The sequence below is a fragment of the Paenibacillus humicus NBRC 102415 genome (genome assembly GCF_004000905.1).
Taxonomy (GTDB): domain Bacteria; phylum Bacillota; class Bacilli; order Paenibacillales; family Paenibacillaceae; genus Paenibacillus_O; species Paenibacillus_O humicus.
Genome location: NZ_BIMD01000021.1, coordinates 42989 through 62704, shown reverse-complemented (window position 1 = coordinate 62704; position 19716 = coordinate 42989). Strand labels below are relative to the sequence as shown.

The 19716-nt window shown below is 59.2% G+C and carries 13 protein-coding genes, 1 pseudogene and 1 riboswitch; of the genes and pseudogenes, 8 read left to right on the top strand and 6 right to left on the bottom strand.

The genetic code is table 11. The annotated features are described in order from the left end of the window. Positions 1-33 precede the first annotated feature (33 nt). Positions 34-189 (top strand): DUF6254 family protein, encoded by a 156-nt coding sequence (locus tag PHU01S_RS25800; protein ID WP_021880628.1) that lies wholly within the window; start codon positions 34-36, stop codon positions 187-189. A gap of 105 nt (positions 190-294) precedes the next feature. Then, complete coding sequence (locus tag PHU01S_RS14180; RefSeq protein ID WP_048746994.1) at positions 295-804, top strand: GNAT family N-acetyltransferase; 510 nt, start codon at positions 295-297, stop codon at positions 802-804. A 137-nt stretch (positions 805-941) separates the two neighbouring features. Here PHU01S_RS14180 and PHU01S_RS14175 read toward each other — a convergent pair whose 3' ends face one another. Together PHU01S_RS14175 and PHU01S_RS14170 are read right to left on the bottom strand one after the other, a co-directional pair. Then, positions 942-1946 (bottom strand): oxidoreductase, encoded by a 1005-nt coding sequence (locus PHU01S_RS14175; protein WP_127508084.1) that lies wholly within the window; start codon positions 1944-1946, stop codon positions 942-944. Positions 1947-2255: 309 nt separating this feature from the next. Continuing rightward, on the bottom strand, positions 2256-3821 hold the full coding sequence (locus PHU01S_RS14170; protein WP_127508082.1) for a histidine kinase N-terminal 7TM domain-containing diguanylate cyclase: 1566 nt from the start codon (positions 3819-3821) through the stop codon (positions 2256-2258). Between the two features lie 403 nt (positions 3822-4224). Here PHU01S_RS14170 and PHU01S_RS14165 point away from each other — a divergent pair, with 403 nt between their 5' ends. Both PHU01S_RS14165 and PHU01S_RS14160 read left to right on the top strand, forming a co-directional pair. Beyond that, entirely contained in the window at positions 4225-8346 is a 4122-nt protein-coding gene (locus PHU01S_RS14165) for a S8 family serine peptidase (RefSeq protein ID WP_246029231.1), read from the top strand. A 71-nt stretch (positions 8347-8417) separates the two neighbouring features. Next, a pseudogene (locus PHU01S_RS14160) lies at positions 8418-9101 on the top strand (amino acid permease); the annotation flags it as partial. A gap of 347 nt (positions 9102-9448) precedes the next feature. On the opposite strand, the gene queF reads toward PHU01S_RS14160, so the two are convergent. Further along, on the bottom strand, positions 9449-9955 hold the full coding sequence (gene queF, locus PHU01S_RS14155) for a preQ(1) synthase (RefSeq protein WP_021880380.1): 507 nt from the start codon (positions 9953-9955) through the stop codon (positions 9449-9451). A gap of 425 nt (positions 9956-10380) precedes the next feature. Between queF and PHU01S_RS14150 the strand changes: the two genes are divergently transcribed. Beyond that, on the top strand, positions 10381-11865 hold the full coding sequence (locus PHU01S_RS14150) for a hypothetical protein (protein ID WP_127508080.1): 1485 nt from the start codon (positions 10381-10383) through the stop codon (positions 11863-11865). Positions 11866-12104: 239 nt separating this feature from the next. Here the strand turns inward: PHU01S_RS14150 and queE are convergent, their stop codons facing one another. The 3 genes from queE to queC form a co-directional block, all read right to left on the bottom strand. Then, positions 12105-12929 (bottom strand): 7-carboxy-7-deazaguanine synthase QueE, encoded by an 825-nt coding sequence (gene queE / locus PHU01S_RS14145; protein ID WP_127508108.1) that lies wholly within the window; start codon positions 12927-12929, stop codon positions 12105-12107. A gap of 158 nt (positions 12930-13087) precedes the next feature. Then, complete coding sequence (locus PHU01S_RS14140; protein ID WP_307721805.1) at positions 13088-13525, bottom strand: 6-pyruvoyl trahydropterin synthase family protein; 438 nt, start codon at positions 13523-13525, stop codon at positions 13088-13090. Next, complete coding sequence (gene queC / locus PHU01S_RS14135) at positions 13525-14289, bottom strand: 7-cyano-7-deazaguanine synthase QueC (RefSeq protein WP_127508078.1); 765 nt, start codon at positions 14287-14289, stop codon at positions 13525-13527. The genes PHU01S_RS14140 and queC overlap by 1 nt, the downstream gene beginning before the upstream one ends. A 204-nt stretch (positions 14290-14493) precedes the next feature. After that, positions 14494-14537: riboswitch (PreQ1 riboswitch) on the bottom strand. 231 nt (positions 14538-14768) lie between these two features. Here queC and PHU01S_RS14130 point away from each other — a divergent pair. The 3 genes from PHU01S_RS14130 (at position 14769) to PHU01S_RS14120 (ending at position 19712) form a co-directional block, all read left to right on the top strand. Further along, the gene (locus tag PHU01S_RS14130) at positions 14769-16592 is read left to right on the top strand and encodes a sensor histidine kinase (RefSeq protein WP_232313086.1); all 1824 of its coding nucleotides are present in this window, start codon (positions 14769-14771) and stop codon (positions 16590-16592) included. Further along, positions 16592-18121, top strand: coding sequence for a response regulator transcription factor (locus PHU01S_RS14125; RefSeq protein ID WP_049868816.1), 1530 nt, complete (start codon positions 16592-16594; stop codon positions 18119-18121). Before PHU01S_RS14130 ends, PHU01S_RS14125 begins: the two co-directional genes overlap by 1 nt. A gap of 124 nt (positions 18122-18245) precedes the next feature. Further along, positions 18246-19712, top strand: coding sequence for an ABC transporter substrate-binding protein (locus PHU01S_RS14120; protein ID WP_048746815.1), 1467 nt, complete (start codon positions 18246-18248; stop codon positions 19710-19712). Positions 19713-19716: the final 4 nt, after the last annotated feature.

The window sequence follows — 19716 nt, the reverse complement described above, 5'->3', positions numbered from 1 at the left end:
CGCCCATTCTACCGAGTGGAAGGAGGGGACCATATGAGCACAGCTAAAAACCGCCGGGAAAGCAATTGGAAGCAGCGCAAGCAAAACCAGCAGCCGCACGGCAAAATCAAGTCGCTCGAGGAATATGCCGACGAGCTCGGCGTTACTCCGTCTGAAGGCGTGTCTTCGTCTCAGCCGCCGACCCCGTAAGGTCCCCTTGTCCAGCCTGCGCCGCCCTCTATGGCAGCGCAGGTTTTTCGTGCTAGAATAGGCTTAAAGCTGCCGGAGCGCCGGAACCCGAAAGGAAGACGACCCATGAACGACACGCTGCTGTCCTATACGCTCACCGATGCTTCGCTTGACGATCTCCCCGCCATCGTCGCCATTTACAACACGACCATACCGGGAAGGATGGTGACGGCGGACCTCGAGCCGATCTCGACCGACGCCCGCATCCAGTGGTTTCACGAGCACTCGGCGGAGCGCCGTCCGCTGTGGGTGCTGAAGGACGGCGACCATATCGTCGCCTGGCTGAGCTTCCAGTCCTTCCATCCGCGCGCCGCTTATGACGGCACTGCCGAGATCAGCATCTACCTGTCCGAGGCTCTCCGCGGCCAAGGAATCGGAGGCCTGCTCCTGCGGAAGGCCATGGAAGCTTGTCCGGCGATCGGCGTCCACACGCTGGTCGGCCTCGTATTCGGGCATAACGAACCGAGCCTTCGCCTGTTCGAAAAGCATGGCTTCGGACAGTGGGGACGCCTGCCGGATGTCGCCATCCTGGACGGAATCAGCCGCGACCTCGTGTACGTCGGCCGCAAGGTTTGACGAGCGGAGCCTCGGCAAGCGGCTGCTTGCTCGACAATCCCGCCGTCCTTTCTCCTCATCGGCAATCATTTTCCAATCAAAAAGCCGCCTGGAACGGAGCGACCTTTAAAGGTCCCTTCATTTCCAGGCGGCTTGTTTCATTGACCGCCAGCTGCTGCGATCCGGACCACCTTGCGCCCTTCGGAGCGTCCGGCAATCAAAGCCTGAGCCGCTTCTGCAACATCGTTCAGCTCCACCTCGCGGATGAGACGCTCCAGGCCGCGGGGCTTCAGATCTCCCGCCATCCGCTTCCATAGCCTGGTCCGCAGCTCCTGCGGCGCCCACACCGAATCGATGCCGCAAAGCTGAACTCCCCGCAGGATGAACGGGAAGACGCTTCCGGTCAGCTCCGAGCCCCCCGTCAAGCCGCAGCAGGCGGCTGTTCCGCCGTATTGGATCCGGCTCAGCACATTCGTCAGCATCGCCCCGCCTACGCAGTCGACCGCTCCCGCCCACCGCTGCTTGTCCAGCGGCCGCTGCTCTGCCGGCAGCAGCTCCTCGCGGGCCAGTATCCGGGCTGCTCCGAGCTCCCTCAGCAATTCGGCCGCTTCCGGCTTGCCGGAGACGGCCTCGACTTCGTAGCCGAGCCCCGCCAGCATGGAGACGGCGAGCGTGCCGACGCCGCCGCTGGCCCCGGTCACGACGACCGGACCGCTGCCCGGCTTCACGCCTCCGTCCTCCAGCTTCTGGATGGACATCGCAGCCGTCAATCCCGCTGTCCCGAGAGCCATCGCTTCGCGCGTGGTGAGCCCCTTCGGCAGCGGCACCGCCCACTCCGCCGGTATGCGGGCGTATTCGGAATACCCGCCATGCTGGCTCACGCCGAAGCCATGGCCGGTGACAATGACCTTTGTTCCGGGCGGCAGCCTGCGTTCGGAGCTTTTCTCGACGACGCCTGCCGCGTCGATTCCGGGAATCAGGGGATAACGGCTGACGATCCGGCCGTCGGGCTCAAGGGCGAGCGCATCCTTATAGTTGATGCTGGAGTAAGCTACCCGGATCAGCAAGTCCCCTTCCGGCAGCTTCGCCTCCTCCATCGTCTGCACGGCCGCCTCCACGTCTTCATCCTGCTTGTCCACGATCAGCGATCTGAATTGAAGCATGACGTCCCCTCCCTGGAATATGAGTTCACTTACGATAAGGCCATTGAAAAAGTTGTCGCTGCGTGCGCGGATCGATCTTCCGATCGCTGTTGTCCCCGTATTTCTCTGATTCTTACCGTTTTTACGGTTGAAATCCGGTGACAAAGGCGAGCGCATTCGCTTCTCCAGAATCGATTCCTCACCCTCCGCTTGTTTTTCAGTGGCCTCCTTTCGATTACCCTTATTTTCCTCCCGCAGCCGCATCGGGTCAAGACTAGCCTCCTCCTGTAGAGGATAGCCCGAAAAGCCCGGGTTGCCCCAGGCCTCCATTCAATCGTTTGGATGGAAAACAACCCGATTGCGGCCGTCTTTCTTCGCTTGATACAGGCACCGGTCGGCTTCGCCGTACAAAAGCTGGAAGAGGTTGTCCCCATTCATCGGCTTCAGCTCCGTCGATGCTCCGCCGATGCTCACCGTCAGCCGGATTTGCCTCCCGTCATCGGCATGCACCTCGGCCGCCATGACAGCGGCTCGGATGCGCTCGGCAATCCGCTCCGCTTCCTTGGCTCCGGCGCCAGGCACCGCGACCGCGAATTCCTCCCCGCCGATTCTCCCGAACATCGCGTTGCCGTCCACGGCGCTCTGGGCCGCTTCAGCGAATGTCTGCAGCGCCAGATCTCCGTTCTGATGGCCGAAACGGTCGTTGATTCCTTTGAACAGATCCAAATCCATGATGAGCAGGCTGTACGGCCGGTCGTTCTCGACGCACAGCGTGAGATGCCGCTGCGCCCGTTCGATGAAGCCGGTGCGGTTGTACAATCCCGTAAGACCGTCTATCGCCGCTCTCCGGCGCAAATCCTTCTCGACCTTTTTGGATTCCGATATATCGCTGATGACGCTCAGCGTTCCATAGAAGTCTCCCCGCCCCGATACGAGCGGAGTGACATTCACCTCCAGCCAGATATCCTCGGATCCCGGCCGCCTGAAGCGCAGCCTCACCTCGGATTCGATCCGGCGCTCATGAGCTTCCGACCATGCATCGGCATCCGGGATCAGCTGGCCGAGCAGCAGTCTGCGCCAGTCGCCTCCTGGCGTTCCGCCCGCTTTGGCGATGAGCCGCGAGGCGGAAGCGTTATGATCCATCACCCTCTGACGGGTATCGAGCACCACGATGCCGTCCTTCATGATCTCGAACAGCTTGTTCCGGGCGATGGGAACGACATGAAGAACCTGATAGCGATAGAAGCTCCAGAAGATCAGCAGACAGGCCGGAAACGTGGAGAAAACCAGCGCGCCAATAATGCCTTGCGCCAAGGCCGGATTAGCCAGCCTCACATTAATGGATACAAGAGGAATGAGCACCGCTCCGATCAAGCCCAGGAGCCGGCGCCGGTCTGTGCCGGCAGCTGTCAGCCAGGTGCGGAAAAGCACGGCGATGCCGAGAACTTGGCTGGCCGAGCTGTAGGAGATGAACATGGAGCTGAGAGCCGTCCTCTCGATATCCAGCATGCCGTCGGCGCCGATCCTCACCGATGCGCGCATGAGATGGTGATAGTCATTGGTGAAAATGAGCAAAATCGCCGCGATTGGAACCAGGGATGCATAGATGATGGGACGGATTCGTACCAACCGCTCATACCCCGAATGGGCCAAAGCCAGGAACAAGCTGAGCACGGGATAAATGAACACTGAAATTTGCGAGATATTGCGCCATAAAACTTTGGTCTGCAGCTCCGGCATGACGTATTGCATCAGCGAGGCGAAGCTGAGCACCGCGGAAAGCGCCAGCATGGCGATATATATGGAAGTGCCGGGAACCCGTCTATACGGCGTAACCAGCAGGATAAGCGCGATTGGAACGCACGCGGCGACCAGGTATGTCCAGGTCATAAGCATAGATGTACTAACCCCCTGGTCGAATTATAACAGATAATGGAGGAAATAGAAGTTCGAGATGGGATCTCAGACCTATGTATATATGGAGCGAGGCCTATTTTATTATCCTCTGTTATTATGAGATAACTTTAAGAAAGAAGTAGAGAGCGCATACAGAAGTGTCTGCATCAATTAAATGCTTTAACGCATTAATTCAATAACTAATTGCAGATTTATTCGGGCAACGTTAAAATAAACTTAAATTCTTGTTAATTATTACTAGACAAAGAAGATTTGGAGAAGTATTCTTTTATCACACGCGAGAGATGATAGGTTCCTTGTCGAATTATGTCACGTTATCTTTCATTTTTCGTAACGCCTTCCACATGGAAGGCCACCACACTTATAGAAAGAAGGTACCTGCTTGCAGAAGTCTCGCCGCAAAGTCATTCTGACCGCTTTGTCCACCACGCTGTCTGCCGCGCTGCTGCTTCAGCCGCTCGTGGCCCAAGCCGCTGCATCGCCTGTATCCTCTGGTATTCTGGCCAAAAGCCTGACCAAAGGAATCGACGCCATGATCTCTTCCCGCCTGGACACCTCGTCCAGCAAGCCTGTCAAAGTCATTGTCCAGCTGGATGGAGCGACGATCGCCGAGGGCAAATACGCCGCAAAAATGGGCGTCAAATCCCTCAGCTCCGAAGCGACCGAGAGCGCGATCAGCCGCCAGCAATCCGGCGTCATCGCCTCTGCCAAGAAAAGCGGGATCGATCTTAAGGTCACCTACCAGTTCGATACGGTGCTGAACGGAATGGAGGTCGAGCTTCCGGCCAATCAGATTCCTGCTCTTGCCCAGATTGCAGGAGTGAAATCGATCTATGAGAACCGCACTTATTATTCCGTTCCGACGACAAGCTCCCCTACCGCGACTGAAACGACATACAAGTTTGACATCAATCCGCTCAAGCAGATCGGCGTTCCCGAGGCTTGGGATGCCGGCCTGACGGGCAAAGGCATCAAAGTCGGCGTCATCGACACCGGTGTGGACTACCTTCATCCGGACCTGAAAAACGCCTACAAGGGCGGCCATGATTCCTACTTCAACACGGATGATCCTTATGAGGAGTCCCCGGACGAAAAAACCGGCAATAAAGGCACCTCCCACGGAACGCATGTGTCCGGCACGATCGCTGCCCGCGCAGAGAACGACTCCGATGTCATCCATAAAGGCGTGGCCTACGAGTCGGATCTGTATGTCTACAAGGTACTCGGCTTCAACAAAGAAACCGGCCGCTCTTCCGGCTCCTCGGCGCAGGTCATCGACGGAATCGAGCATGCCGTGCAGGACGGAATGGATGTCATCAACCTGTCTCTAGGTTCCGATGATGCCAAGGACGCATTTACTCCCGACTCTATCGCAATCAACAACGCGGTCCTGGCCGGCGTCGTAGCTGTCGTGGCTAACGGCAACAATGCCGTTGAATCAGAGCAATACTACTACTCCATGGGCTCCCCCGCTTCCAGCCAGCTGGCTATTTCCGTTGGAGCAGCCACCAGCCCAAGCAACCATTACGGAGCATCGGTCAGCGCTTCGGTCTACAACTCCGCCGGCACGGTTGCGGGCAGCGTGTATACCAACAACGCCCTGAACGTCATGGGCTGGTATACCGGCAAAGAAGACTTCGCCTCCTTGATTGGAAGCGAGGAGCAGGCAGCCGTTTACGCCAATCTCGGAGCCGAGGCGGATTACAAAGGCCTCGACGTAAAAGATAAAATCGTCTTCGTTTCCCGTGGCACGCTGGCGTTTGTCGACAAAATTGCCATCGCCAAGGAGCATCAAGCCAAGGCTATCGTCATCTTCAACGGCAATGCGCTGACAACCGATGCGAATACGGCCAATCTGAGCGAAAGCATTGCGGGACGCGATTCCTGGATCGGCCCGACGGCTTATCTGGGCGACAGCCTGCAATTCATTCCTGCTTTTGATCTCGAAGGATCCAAAGGACGCGCGCTGGCTCGCTTCTTGAAAGCCAACCAAGGCGCCAGCCTCAAGCTCGCATTTGATTCCATCTATCCAAAAACGGTGGATCAAGGCGACCATATGGCCGACTTCAGCTCGCGCGGCCCGAACTCGGACGGCATTCTCGGCATCAAGCCGGACTTCTCCGCCCCGGGCGTGAACATCTTGTCCACTTGGCCGGCATACGGCAAGACGAATCCTGAAGCCAGCTATGCGGAAGCCTACAATCGCATCAGCGGCACCAGCATGGCGACGCCGCATGTTGCCGGGCTCGCTGCCCTGCTCCAGCAGGAGCATCCGGATTGGACTCCATTCGAAATCCGCGCGGCACTCGCCAATACGGCTGATCCGATCTCCGACGCGGAAGGTACCTTGTACGATGTGTATTCCCAAGGAGCAGGACGCGTGAACATCGCGGAAGCGATCAAAACTCCTGCCGTTCTGCAAACGGTGGAGCAGCTTGTTCTCTATGACAAAGAGATGAACCCTGTTCCGACGACGAACTACGGCGACAACGCCAGCTTTGGAGTCATGAAGGCAGGCAGCGATTTCAAGACGATCAATCTGCAGGTCAACAACACCTCCGATGCAGCGGTTACTTACAACGCCACCTACTCGCTTAATAGCGAAGTAACTGGCGATCCTTATTCGGATAAACCGGTCAATACTCCGGACAACAGCAAAATCAAAGTGTCGCTGGATGGTCTCGTCAATGGCACCATTTCCGCCAGCGCAGGAAGCAAATCCGCTTTCTCTCTGAGCGTAGCTCCTCAAGACGATGCGCCCGAAGGCGTCTACGAGGGACAAGTTGTCCTGACGGCTGCAGGCCTGCCGACACTTCATATCCCGTTCGTCGTCCATGTCGGCGATCAGAAGCCGGATACCGGCTACGGCATCCAGGATCTGACGCTGTCGACTCGCCAGCTCTCCCCTAACGGAGACGGCATCAACGACTTCATGGACATCTCGTTCCGCCTTGCTGCGCAAGGCATGAACTATTACGAAATCACCATCAACGACATCAATGACGATACAGTCGGTTATGTTACGTATACCGACGCTTATTCATCCGGTTCCGTCCTCGACTCCAAGGTCTATACAAGCCGCTTCGACGGCACGTACAAGATCGATGACGAGAAAGGAAACACAACGACCGCACAGCTGAAGGACGGCCAGTACGGCATCAACGTTGCCGCATACAAGATCGTCAAAGGCAAAATCGCTGCCCAAACGATCGGCTACCTTCCGTTCTCCGTAGCCCGTACGTCGACCGGCCCGATCTTCTTCCCGGGCACAGGAGCTGCTCCCGCTCCATCGCCAACCCCTGCTCCATCGGATGCAACGGCTTCCCTGAAGGCTGTCGTTGGTCAAGGCCAACAGCAGGTCGCCGTTAAATCCGCGACCGCGTCCGAAGCTTCCGCAACGGTGACTGCAGTAACCTACGCGGATCTGCAAGCCGCAATCGGTACCGGTACGACCAAGCTGGCTCTTGTCGTCAGCGCAGCTGCCGAAGCCGGCAAAGCTTCCAAGCTGAGCCTGCCTGCCGATCAAGTTCAACTGCTGTCCACTGCTCCAGCAGGCAGCTCGCTCTACTTGACGACAGGCACAGAGACGCTTGAGCTTCCGCTCTCGCTCCTGAAATCGGTACCGGCAGGAAGCGGCCTTGAGCTTATCATCCAAAAGGCTGCCGACTCCAAATTTGCAACAGCTAGCGTCGTTGGCACTCCGGTTACGTTCCAAGTGAACGTTGTAACCGGTTCTGTATCCAAAGAAATTAGCGTACCTGCTTCGACCTTCATCAAACGCTCGTTCACGCTGGACAAAGGCGTATCGGCTGACAAAGCCGGCGTCCTGTTCCTCGAGAACGGCAAGGAAGCACCGGCTCCAGCCGTATTCGCTGCCAATGAAGACGGAACGACGACTGTTGTCGTGAACCGCCCTGGCTTCTCCACCTATGCCGTGGCCAAGAAAGCCGTCGCGTTCAACGACATCTCGGCTTCGTGGGCTCAGAGCCGCATCCAGGCTCTGGCTGAGAAGCTGCTGATCAACGGCACGTCTGCGACGAAGTTCTCGCCGAAGTCCTCCGTCACACGCGCTGAATTCGCTGCAATGCTGACGCGCGGCCTCGGCCTCAGCACGACGTCCTCTGCTCCATTCACCGACCTCAAATCCGGCGCATGGTACAGTGATGCTGTAAATGCTGCTTATGCAGCCGGCCTGATTAACGGCTACAACGACGGCACCTTCCGTCCGGACGGCATCATCAGCCGCCAGGAACTGTCCGTCATGCTGGCCAAAGCCTCCACTCTGCTTGATATCAAAGCAACCGGCGGCAAAATCAGCACCTATGGCGACGCTGCAAGCTTCGGCGCCTTTGCGAAGGACAGCATTGCCTTTGTAACGGCGGCAGGTCTCATGGAAGGCTCCTCGGCGAACGGTTCCACCGTGTTCCAGCCGGCAGCTCCTACGACCCGCGAAGCGGCCGCAACCGTCATCTACAAGCTGCTTCAAGGCGGCAAGCTGATCTAAATCCAGCTCTTCCCGGCACCTGATCCCCCACGGGATCAGGTGTTTTTTTCTGTCCGGAAATAAATTCCTTCGTCATCGGCCTGCTCATTCCTTACACCGCTCCCGAGTTGGCCAGCGACGAAGTCCGCATGAGTCCGTTCACGATCGTATTCGAGAAGGCAGGCCTCAGCATCGCAGCATCCGTCATGAACGCTGTCATCCTGACCTCGGTGCTCTCGGCCGGCAACTCCGGCCTGTACGCCTCGACCCGCATGCTGTGGGTGCTTGCCAAGGAGGGCAAAGCTCTTCGCTGGCTGGCTCGCCTTAACCGTCGCGGCGTCCCCTTCGCCGCTCTGCTTGTGACGAGCGCCTTCGGCCTACTCGCGTTCCTCGCATCCCTGTTCGGCGACGGCGTCGTCTACGTCTGGCTGCTCAACGCATCGGGCATGTCCGGGTTCATCGTCTGGCTCGGCATCGCGGTGAGCCATTACCGCTTTCGGCGCGCCTGGAAGGCCCAAAGCCGCTCGCTCGACGAGCTGCCTTACCGGGCCAAATGGTATCCATTCGGCCCGGTTCTCGCCATGATTCTCTGCATCGCCGTCATCGGCGGCCAATTCGTCGGCGGCATCGAGGACGGGAAAGTCGACTGGGCGTTCATCGCCGCCTCCTACTTCGGCTTGCCGCTGTTCCTAGCCATCTGGCTGGGGCATAAGTGGAAACATAAGACCAAGCTCCTCAAGCTGGAGGAATGCGACCTGACACCAAGGCAGGAATAAACGAAGAGAGCGCCCCATCATGGAGCGCTCTCTTTCATTTTGTCCTATAATAAGAAATCAAATTATACGTCAATCCGAATCCAAACCAAGAGATATAAATGAGGCTATTGCCGGCGAGTGGATGAAAGTCGGGGTCCTGTACAAAATGAATTGTCCTGTAATAGAAGGAAAGATAGAAACCGTAGAGCAGAACAGGCGTCACCCACAAACTCAACGAAGTCCAGGTGAAGAATCGTTTCCTTTTCATTTCTTTCCTCCAGGGAAAGCTGTAATCCAAGCATTCCGCCCTCATCTATTCCTTCTATATCCGTATCATCCTGCACCCGCTATTTTTGGCTGTCGATTCCCTACCGGTTGTCTACTTTCTCCGGATACAGATCCAGGTTCATCATGCGGTATTCCGCCATCTGCTCGTATTTCGTGCCCGGCTTGCCCCAGTTGCAGTAGGGATCGATGGAAATGCCGCCGCGCGGAGTGAACTTGCCCCATACTTCGATGTAGCGAGGCTCCATCAGCTTGATGAGGTCGTTCATGATGATGTTCATGCAATCCTCGTGGAAGTCGCCGTGATTGCGGAAGCTGAACAGATACAGCTTGAGCGATTTGCTCTCGACCATCAGCTTGTCGGGAATGTAGGCGATATAGATCGTAGCAAAATCCGGCTGTCCCGTCATCGGGCATAGGCTCGTGAACTCGGGGCAGTTGAATTTGACGCGGTAATCCCGGTCCGGATGTTTGTTGACGAAGCTCTCCAGCACCTCCGGGGCATACGTGGAAGGGTACTTCGTCCCTTGGTTGCCCAGCAGCGTGACGCCGTCCAATTCGGCTTGCGAGCGTCCTTGTTGTTCGTTCATGGATTATCTTCCTTTCTGGATTTCAATTGATCTGCTATGTCTGTGCGGTCTGCTATGGCGGCCTTCTAGTCTTCTTGTCTGCTTGAGGCCATGCTGTTGTGTGCATAGATGCTGCGTTGCTGTGTGCATAGATGCTGCGTTGCTGTGTGCATAGATGCTGCGCTGTTGTGACGCAGGTGCTGCATTGTTGTACACATCGCTGCCGCGTTGTTCCGTACATGGATGTTTCCTTGCCGCTTGCAAAGGACTTCAACCCGTCTCCGCAATTCCTGCTGCCCGCCCTCAGCCCCGCGTACCTGCAACCTCTCTCTTCCCCAACGTTGAAAGGAGGATCCGGAGAGCTCCATTGCCGGAGCATTCCTGCGCCCCTATAATGAAGGGAACTGATTGTCCATTCCAAGACCATACCGGCAAGGAGCATCCCCATGAAAATCCGTATCGCCGCTGCGGCGGTCATCGCCGCGCTCGTTCTATCGGTCATCGTGTTTCTGATGCCGCCGTCCGAATCGTACAACGACCCGGATACGTTCTGGCATATCGAGGTCGGCAAGTCCATGCTGGAGGCCGGCAAGGTTCCGCATACCGCCATCCATACCTTTTACGGCGACGACAAGCTCCCTTATGTTCCGCATGAGGTCGGGTTCCAGGCCGTCATCGCGCTGCTGTACGATGCCTTCGGCTGGGCCGGCACCTACCTGCTTACCGCCGCCTGCATGATTCTGCTCGTGCTCGGCCTCTACCGCATGATGCTCGTCTCGCGCAAGGAGCTCGGCCTGCCGTCCCGGGGCCGCGAGCCGATCCTGATGCTGCTCCTGCTGCCTGTCATGTGGGGCATCTACGACATTTACTTCACGACCCGGCCGCAAATGATCTCCGCGTTTCTCATCGTCTGGTTCTTCGTTTTCCTGCGCGAATTCCAGATCAAGCCGGCTGCCCGCTACATGGTACTGCTCCCGCTCATCTCGCTGCTGATCGCCAATTTCCACTCCGGCGTCTGGCCGGTCATCATCGTGTTCATGGGAATGGCGCTGCTGGAAAGCCTCGTTACCCGCAAGCTGCTGAACCGGCGCATCGGCTGGCGTTGGCTGGTCGTTGCGGTCACGGTCATCGGCGCCGGCTTCCTGAATGCGGCAGGACCGAAAAGCATCTTCTTCATCCTCACGGTGACGCACGGCAACTTCAACCTGCTCATCAACGAGTGGAAGGCCATCCAGTTCAACAGCATGGGCAATCTGGCCGCGACCTGCATGCTGCTGGCATTCGTCGCGCTGCTGCCGTTCTCGATCCACAAGCGGTTTTTCCGCTTCATCTTCATGATGGGCATCTTTTTCCTCGGCGTGTCCAACTACAAGTATCATTTCTTCATGTGGCTGTTCGTCCTGTACTTTGCCGCGGCCGTCATCGAGTCGGTTCCCGGGCTGCGCCGTTTCCGGCTCAGCCTCAGCGTGAAGCCGCTGATCATCGGTCTCGTACTGGGGCTCGGCGTGAACGTCGTCTACAACTTCCAGCATACGCCGCAGCCGAACTCCTACAAGTACCCGGTGAAGGAAATGGACTACATCCTGGAGCATTTCCAAGGCCCTGCGAGGCCCAAGGTCATGACGCTGTACGGCTCCTCCGGTTATGTCATGTTCCGCGGCGGCGACGTGCTGGCGGACGGGCGGCAGGATCCGTTCATTACGGACGCGACCAAAACCGTCTTCGGCTGGACCGCCTTCGAGCAGTCCATGTACGGCTTCCCGGTATACGTCACCGATCTTGTGGACGCCAACCATCCCGACTACGTCATCGTCACACGCAAAAACGCCTCCAGCCGCTTCTACACGACCTGGCTGAGCAAATACGGATCGCCGATCTATTCCGGCGACTACGGCTCCGTGTTCCAGGTGAACGGGAAAAAGCCGACCTGATGCCCGGCCGGCCGAATGTGACTGCCGGCAAAGCCTGAATTTCCCGCATATCGCTTTGGGAGCTATGGCCTCGTCTTGCCGGAATGCCATCCTGCGGAATGAGCTCGACCCGGATTGAATCTGCAGTCTTTTCATGCCGCATCCCATGAACGAAAGCAACCCGAAAGCATCCATGCCCCCCTATCCTGGGGAGGGCATTTTTGCTCTGCCGGGGAGAAGGCTTCCTTCACTCCCTACCGCTAAACGCCCCGCTTGTTGCCCCAAAGCCACGCATGCAACTGAGGCAGCACGCGTACCCGGCTCCACTCCGGATCGTCCATGACCATATCCACCAGCCGCTCGTATCGATCAGCCAAATAATTGCGGAGCGCCGCCGCATCCGGCTCCTCGAGCCGATCGTTGCCGGCTTGCAGGAACATCGGAATCTCCGGGAAGCGCCGATGAACCTCCTTCGCATAAGCGAGGTCCTCCGCGCTCATGACGACGACCTTCAACGACGGCAGCCGGCCGGCCTCCGCCAGTCTCGCCGCGATAGTCTCCAGTACCGTCCAATCCGTGTCCATCCCGGAACTAGGCGGCTTCGGCGACAGGGTGAGCTCGTCAATGTCCGCGAACCAGTCCTGCCAGCGGCTTCCTTGCGTCTCGAGGGCCACAAGCGCTCCGCGCGAATGCAAGAGGTCGATCAACCCGCCGAGAGGACGGAGCAGCGCCGGATTGCCGCCCGAGAGCGTGACGTGGCCGGGCGTCCTGCCGCCTGCCAGCCGTTCGAGCTCCCCGGCGATTTCTTCCGGCTCCATCCAGCGGATCTCGTCCTTCGCCGATCCGTCCCACGTAAAGGCGGAATCGCACCAGGAGCAGCTGTAGTCGCAGCCAGCCGTCCGGACGAACATCGTCTTGACGCCGATGACCATGCCCTCGCCCTGCACGGTAGGGCCGAAAATCTCCAGCACCGGAATTCGTCCGCGAACGGAAGGCTTTCCCGCAGCGCTGGATGCTGCCAAGGCGGGCACCTGCGCCGCGATGCCTGAACCGGAAGGAGGCGCGGATGCAGCCTGCTCCTCCATGCCCGAACCGGCGTCCACGTCGGTTACACCCTGCTCCGCAATTCCCGAACCAGCGGCAGCTGCGGATGCTGCCTGCTCCTCGATGCCCGAACCGGCGCCAGGCGCAAATGCGCCCTGCCCCGCCGCTTCCTCTCGGCCGGCTCCGATCTGAGCCCCGCTCATCGGACGGCCTCGGGACGGTAGATGACGTAGCTGGACGGCGTTTCCCGCAGGAACACCTGCAGGCAGCGGGCGCCGTTGCCGCGCCGGTCCAGCTCTTCCTGCACCAGCTGCCATACCGTTCGCGCCACGACTTCGGTCGTCGGGAACGTCTCCGGATCGTCGGCAGCCTCCGAGCCGAACCGCTCGTCGTCGTTGAGCAGACGGTGGTCGAACCGGTCGCGGACAAGCCGTTTGACCTCGGAGAAATTGACAAGGAAGCCGCAGCCGTCCAGTTTGTCGCCGGCAACCGTCACATCGGCGTAATAGGTATGGCCGTGCACGCGGCTGCAGCTGCCCGCCTCTTCGGCGGGAATATAATGGGCCGCTGCAAAATGAAACTCCTTATGCAGCTCATATCGGAACGAATGGGGCGGAGACGGATAAAGGGTTTGCATTATCGGAGCTCACCGCCAGCATCCGTTCTTGCTTCATCCCGCATGCCTGCAGCGTTTGCTGCTCCGGCTTGCGCGCCAACGCCTGCTGCCGCTGCTGCGCGCCGAGTCAGATAACGCTCCAGGCCATTGCGGCGCAGCTTGCACGCCGGGCACTCCCCGCAGCCGTCGGCAGGCACGCCGTTGTAGCAGGTCAGCGTTTTTTCCCGGACGAATTCAAAGGCTCCCAGCTGATCCGACAGCTCCCATACCTGTTCCTTGTCCAGCCACATGAGCGGCGTCTCGATGACGAAATTCTCCTCCATCGCCAGATTGAGCGTCACGTTCAGCGACTGGATGAAGATGTTCCGGCAATCCGGATATCCGCTGAAGTCCGTCTCGCACACTCCGGTGACAAGCGTGTCCGCTCCGACCCCTTTGGCCAGGACGGCGGCGAACGACAGGAACATCAGGTTGCGTCCCGGCACGAACGTATTCGGGAGTCCTCCCGCTTCGGGAGCGTCCGCTACCGCGAGGTCCTCCCTCGTCAGCGAGCTCGGAGCAAGCTGTCCGAGCAGGCTCATGTCCAGCATATGGTGGCGGATGCCGAGTTCTGCCGCGATGGATGCGGCGCATTGGAGCTCCAGCGCATGGCGCTGTCCGTACCGGAAGGTGACGGCCTCCACTTCCTCATAGCGCTCCAGTGCCCAGAACAGGCAGGTCGTGCTGTCCTGGCCTCCGCTGAAAACGACGACCGCCTTGCCTTTTCTTTTTTCCAATCTCTTCATTTGCTTCAACTTCCCCTCTCCATGATGGCCGAAGAGAGAGCAGCGATTAACTCCATATCTCTGGATCCCGAGCTGTACGGCTCTGCCGCATCGAACAAGCGACGAGCGGCGGCGCGCCAAAGAAAACGGCGGAAAGCATGCCCCACATGACAGAGGCTGCTTTCCGCCGAACGCAAAACACACGGATCCCCCGCGGGAATCGTGCGCCTTGTAGTTTTTTATAGAGGGAGTTCGCGAACCTCTCCCGGGCATGGCCGGCCAGAGCCGCCTTCCCGGACTTCGTCTTCGGTTGTGTTTCTTGCCCAGCTAGCATACCACAGAGCAATCCGGGGCGCTACGCCTTGCAGCGGGTTCTTAAGGCTTCCTCCTCCGAGGGCGGGCATGGCGAAAGGCTGGGAAACGGGCAGACTTGTGCTATAATTAGCCCCATTCAAGCCATGCCGACGCCTGTCCAGGGCCGGGAAAGGAGAGGGCCATCCGTGAAGGCCGGGAGTTTCTACCGCACCTATATCCGCAACAACCTGTTCACCAAGCTGCTCGCCACCTTTTCGGCCATTGCGGTGCTGGCGATCGTGACCCTCTCCTATCTGCTCTACGCCGTCATGGCGGGCTCCATCGAACGCGACATTGTCGGCAACCAGCGGCGCGCCATGGAGAGCGTAAGCGGTTATCTGACCGCCAAAAACGATTCCGTCCAGCGCATGGTCTCCGACATTTACCAGGATACGGCCCTTTCGCAAAACGTATCGTACCTGCTGCAGCATCCATTCGCGGACTATTTCCGCTTCCGCATCGACCGCTATGCGGACGAGCCTCGCGCCGGCTTCGGCAACGCGCTGACTTATTTCGAGCGCAAGGCGGAAGGCGATGCCGACATCCGGCACCTGCTGCTGTACAGCTCCGGCGTCCAGTATCTGTACGCCTACCGGAGGGAGGGCAATCCGCAGCTGCTGCAGCTGAACTCGGCGCTGTCCTACATTCCCGACGCGATGGCGCTGGAAACGCCGCCGGTAAGCCTTCCAAGCCCCTGGGTCCGGTCCGGCCTCGGGCTGGAGGACAAGCGGCTGTACGCGGTCCGGTCCGCGATCAACGATTCGTCCACGCTGCAGAACATCGGGCAGCTGCTCGTCTATTACAGCTCGGACGGCATCCAGCGGGCGCTGGCAACGTACGCGGACGTCCTCAAGGGCTATCTTCTCGTGCTGACGCCGCAGGGCCAGGTCGTGTTCGACTCCTCCGGCGCCTACTACGGCAAGCTCTATCCGTACGCTTCCCGGATCAGCGCCCTCTCCCCCTCTGCAGAGCTGGAAGAAGCGTCGCTCGTATCGGTGCTTCCCGAAAGCGCGGCCGGCTTCAACGTCGTCAGCGTCGTTCCGAAGTCGGAAATTCGCGCTGCGACGGCGAGCGTGCGGCGCACCGTCCTGAGCGTGAGCGCGGTCTGCATCCTGTTCGCGGTCGCCCTTCCCTCCATCGCGGTGTTCAGCGTCGCGCGCCGAACGGGAAGCCTGGTCCGCCTCATGAGACGGGTCGAGACCGGCGACATGGCCGGCCGCATCCACGATCCCCGCGGAGACGAGCTCGGACAGATCGCGAGCGGCTTCAATCGGATGCTCGACCAGCTGGACCGCCATATCGAGCAGGAATACAAAGCGGAAATCAGGCAGCGAAATACAGAGCTGTCCGCCCTGCAGGCGCGCATCAATCCTCATTTCCTCTCCAATACGCTGGAGGTCATCCGGATGAGAGCCGTCTCGCAAGGCGCCGACGACGCCGGGGAGATGATCTACAGCCTGTCCGTGCTGTTCCGCAGCATGGTAAGCAGCCAGAGCATCGTGCCGCTGCGGGAGGAGCTGGAGCTGGGAAGGCAGTACCTGGAGCTGTTCCGGATCCGCTACAAGGACCGGTTCGCCTACAGCATCGAGATGGCGGGAACGATCGGAGGACGCGGGGTCATCAAGCTCTCGCTGCAGCCGATCATCGAAAACTATATCGTGCATGGACTCGATCCGGACCGCAGCGACAACCGGTTTTCGATCCGGGCCGAGGCCGTTCGCGGCATGATCTCGATCACGCTGGAGGACAACGGCAGGGGCATGGATGACCAGCGGCTGGAGGAAGTGGAACGGAGCATGCGGATTCCGCTTCCGGACGAGGCTGAAGGCTCCTTCGGCCTGCACAGCGTCTCGGAGCGGCTTAGGCTCGTCTATGGGCCCGAAGCCGGCCTGTCGATCGCCAGCGAGGCTGGCCAAGGAACGACTGTCATCATCCGGTTTCCGGACGAACTCGAGGAGGAGAGAAGCTGATGTATCGGGTCATGCTCGTCGATGACGAGCCTTTTATTGTGGAAGGCCTGCAGGATGCGATCGACTGGTCCGCCTTCGATCTGGAAATCGCCGCGGTCGCAGGCAGCGGCAAGGCGGCGCTGGAGCAGCTGAAGAGGCAGCCCGTCGATCTGCTCGTCACGGATATTACGATGCCCGGCATGTCCGGACTGGAGCTGATCAGGGAAGCGCGGGGAATACTGCCGGGGCTGAAGGCGATCATCCTGAGCGGCTACAACGAATTCGACTATCTCAAGGAAGGCATGACGCTCGGCATCGAGAACTACCTGCTGAAGCCCGTCAACTTCAAGGAGCTGCGGGCGACGCTGGCTGCGACGGCAGCCAAGCTGGACGCGGAGGAGGAGCCTCCCGAGCTCGCCCTGTCCGAGGAGGAGCTCGGCATCCTGAAGGACCGCATCCTCTACCGCTGGATGCGCGGCGAGATCGATCCCTCCGAGCTCGCCCAGCGGGCGGAGCTGCTCGGCCTGCGCCTGGACCGGCCGTGGCTGACGTCGGCTGTCGTCCGCGGAACCGGCGAGAGCATTTCCGCGTTGAGGAAGCGGGTCCGCTCCCTGCTGCCTGCCGATGCCCGCTCGCTCAGCTTCGCCGACCTCGACGGCGACCTCGTTCTGCTGTTTCCGTCGGATACGGCGGAGGCGGGGAGAGCCTCTGCCCGAAGCGCGATGGAAATTCTGTCCGCAGCCGGAGGCCTGCGCCTCTCGCTCGGGACGGCGGAGCGGATCGGCGAGCTCGAGCAGCGCAGCTACGCGCTTGCCAAGAAGGCGCAGGACTATCATCTGCTGCATGAGGGCAGTCCGATTCTGGACGCCGCCGATCTGCGCGAGCAGCCGGGAAGCGGCGAAGCGCTGGAGATCGGCAGCGGCGACTACTCCCGCATGCTGCTCGCGCGCGACACGGACGGGCTGTACGGCCGCATCGACGAGGACTTTCGGCGTTTCCAGCGGATTGAGGGCGCGACGCCGGAGCTGCTCCAAAGCGCGGCGATCGAGCTGGTCGTCGCGTTCCGCCTGGAGCTGAGGGATATGCGCGGCGGCGAGCAGGCGCAGGAGGTGCTGTTCCGCTTCAAGAAAACGCTGGACCGGATCGGCAAAGCCTCCTCCCTGGAGGAGCTGACGGATGCCGTCAAAGCTTACGCCCATTTCACGATGGAGCAGCTTCAGCGCAGCGACCGCGTGCCGGTCGTGAACCAGGTCATCCAGTACATTGCCGGGCATTACCGCGAGGCGCTGTCGCTCAAGACCCTCGGTGCCGCGCACCGCATCCACCCGGCCTATCTGGGGCAGCTGTTCAGCAAGGAGACCGGCTCCGGCTTCTCGGAGTACCTGAACAAGTACCGGATCGAGAAGGCGAAGGAGCTGCTGAAGGATACCGACGACAAGGTCGCCGATATTTCCCGCGAAGTCGGTTACGTGGAAACGGGATATTTTTACAAGCAATTCAAAAAATATGTGGGCATCTCGCCCAATGAGTACCGGGAGCTGCGACCTTAGCGGCTCTCTTTCTTTAGTTTCGACACCGGATTCATAATTTGTCGCCTATTTGAAACGGCTTTCATCCGGTAAGGTGAGGATAAGCAGTTCAACACAGACAGACGCAAAGGGAGGATTCACCGGCATGAAAAAGAGATCCCCGAAAGCCATGGGCGCGATCGCCCTCATCCTTACCGCAGCCTTGACCGTAACGGCCTGCGGCAAAAGCGGCGGTGCCGCGGAAGGTACGGCGGAGAAGCCCGTCAACCTGATCTGGTACACGATCGGCGCTCCGCAGAAGGACACCGACAAGGTCATGGCTGAAGTCAACAAATACACGGCCGAGAAAATCGGCGCCACCGTTACCCTGAAGCAGATCGACTTCGGCGATTACAACCAGAAGATGGGCGTGATGACCGCTTCCGGCGAACCGATGGACATCCTGTTCACTTCTTCCTGGGCTTTCGATTACGTGCAGAATGCGCGCAAAGGCGCTTTCCTCGCCATCGACGACCTGCTGAAATCCGATGGAAAAGGCATTGTGGACACGCTGGACCCGGCCTTCCTCGAAGGCTCCAAGGTCGACGGCCACAACTACGGCATCCCGGCCAACAAAGAACTGCCGGCCCAAACGGTCTACCGCTTCAACAAGCAGAACCTGGACAAGCTCGGTCTGGATTACAAAAACGTCAAGACGCTTGAGGATCTCGAACCGATCCTGAAAGCGAACAAGGAAAAGAATCCGGGCGTGCTCGGCCTGAAAATGGACAACAACTTCACGCCGTTCGTCCCTTACGATTACATCATCCAAGGCCTGCCGATGGCTGTCGCGCTTGACGGCGACAACAGCAAGATCGTCAACGTGCTCGACACGCCGGAAATGAAGCAGGCTCTGACAACGATGAACAAGTATTACAAAGCGGGCTACATTTCTCCTGAGGCGGCTACGACCACCTCGACCGGCGACGTGGAGAAAACCGGCAAATGGCTGATCGACCTCGCGACGACCCAGCCGCTCGCCGACAACACCTGGAGCGCCAGCCTAGGCTATCCGATCGAATCGACGCCGGCCGGCCCGTCCATCATCTACAACTGGTCCGTCATGGGCTCCATGCAGGCGATCTCGGCCAACTCCGAATATCCGGAGAAAGCGATGCAGTTCCTGAACCTGCTCAACACCGACGCCAAGCTGCGCAACATGGTCGACTCCGGCATCGAGGGCACGCACTACAAGATGACCGGCGACAACCGGATGGAGAACCTGCCTGAATCCAAAAACTACGACATGCCTACCTTCTCTCTCGGCAACGTCATGCTCACCTACCTGAACCCGGGCGACCCGGACAACAAATGGGACGAGTTCAAGAAATTCAACGACGAAGGCAAAAACGCTCCTACGCTCGGCTTCAACTTCGACACCTCCAAGGTCGCGAACGAGATCGCCGCTCTGCAGAACGTCAAAGCCGAGGTATGGGCTCCGCTCATGACCGGCACCGTCGACCCTGCCGGCTACCTGCCGCGCGCCAACGAAAAGCTGAAAGCGGCCGGCCTCGACAAGATCATCGCCGAAGCCCAAGCTCAGCTGGACGCCTGGAAAGCTTCAAAGAAGTAAGATA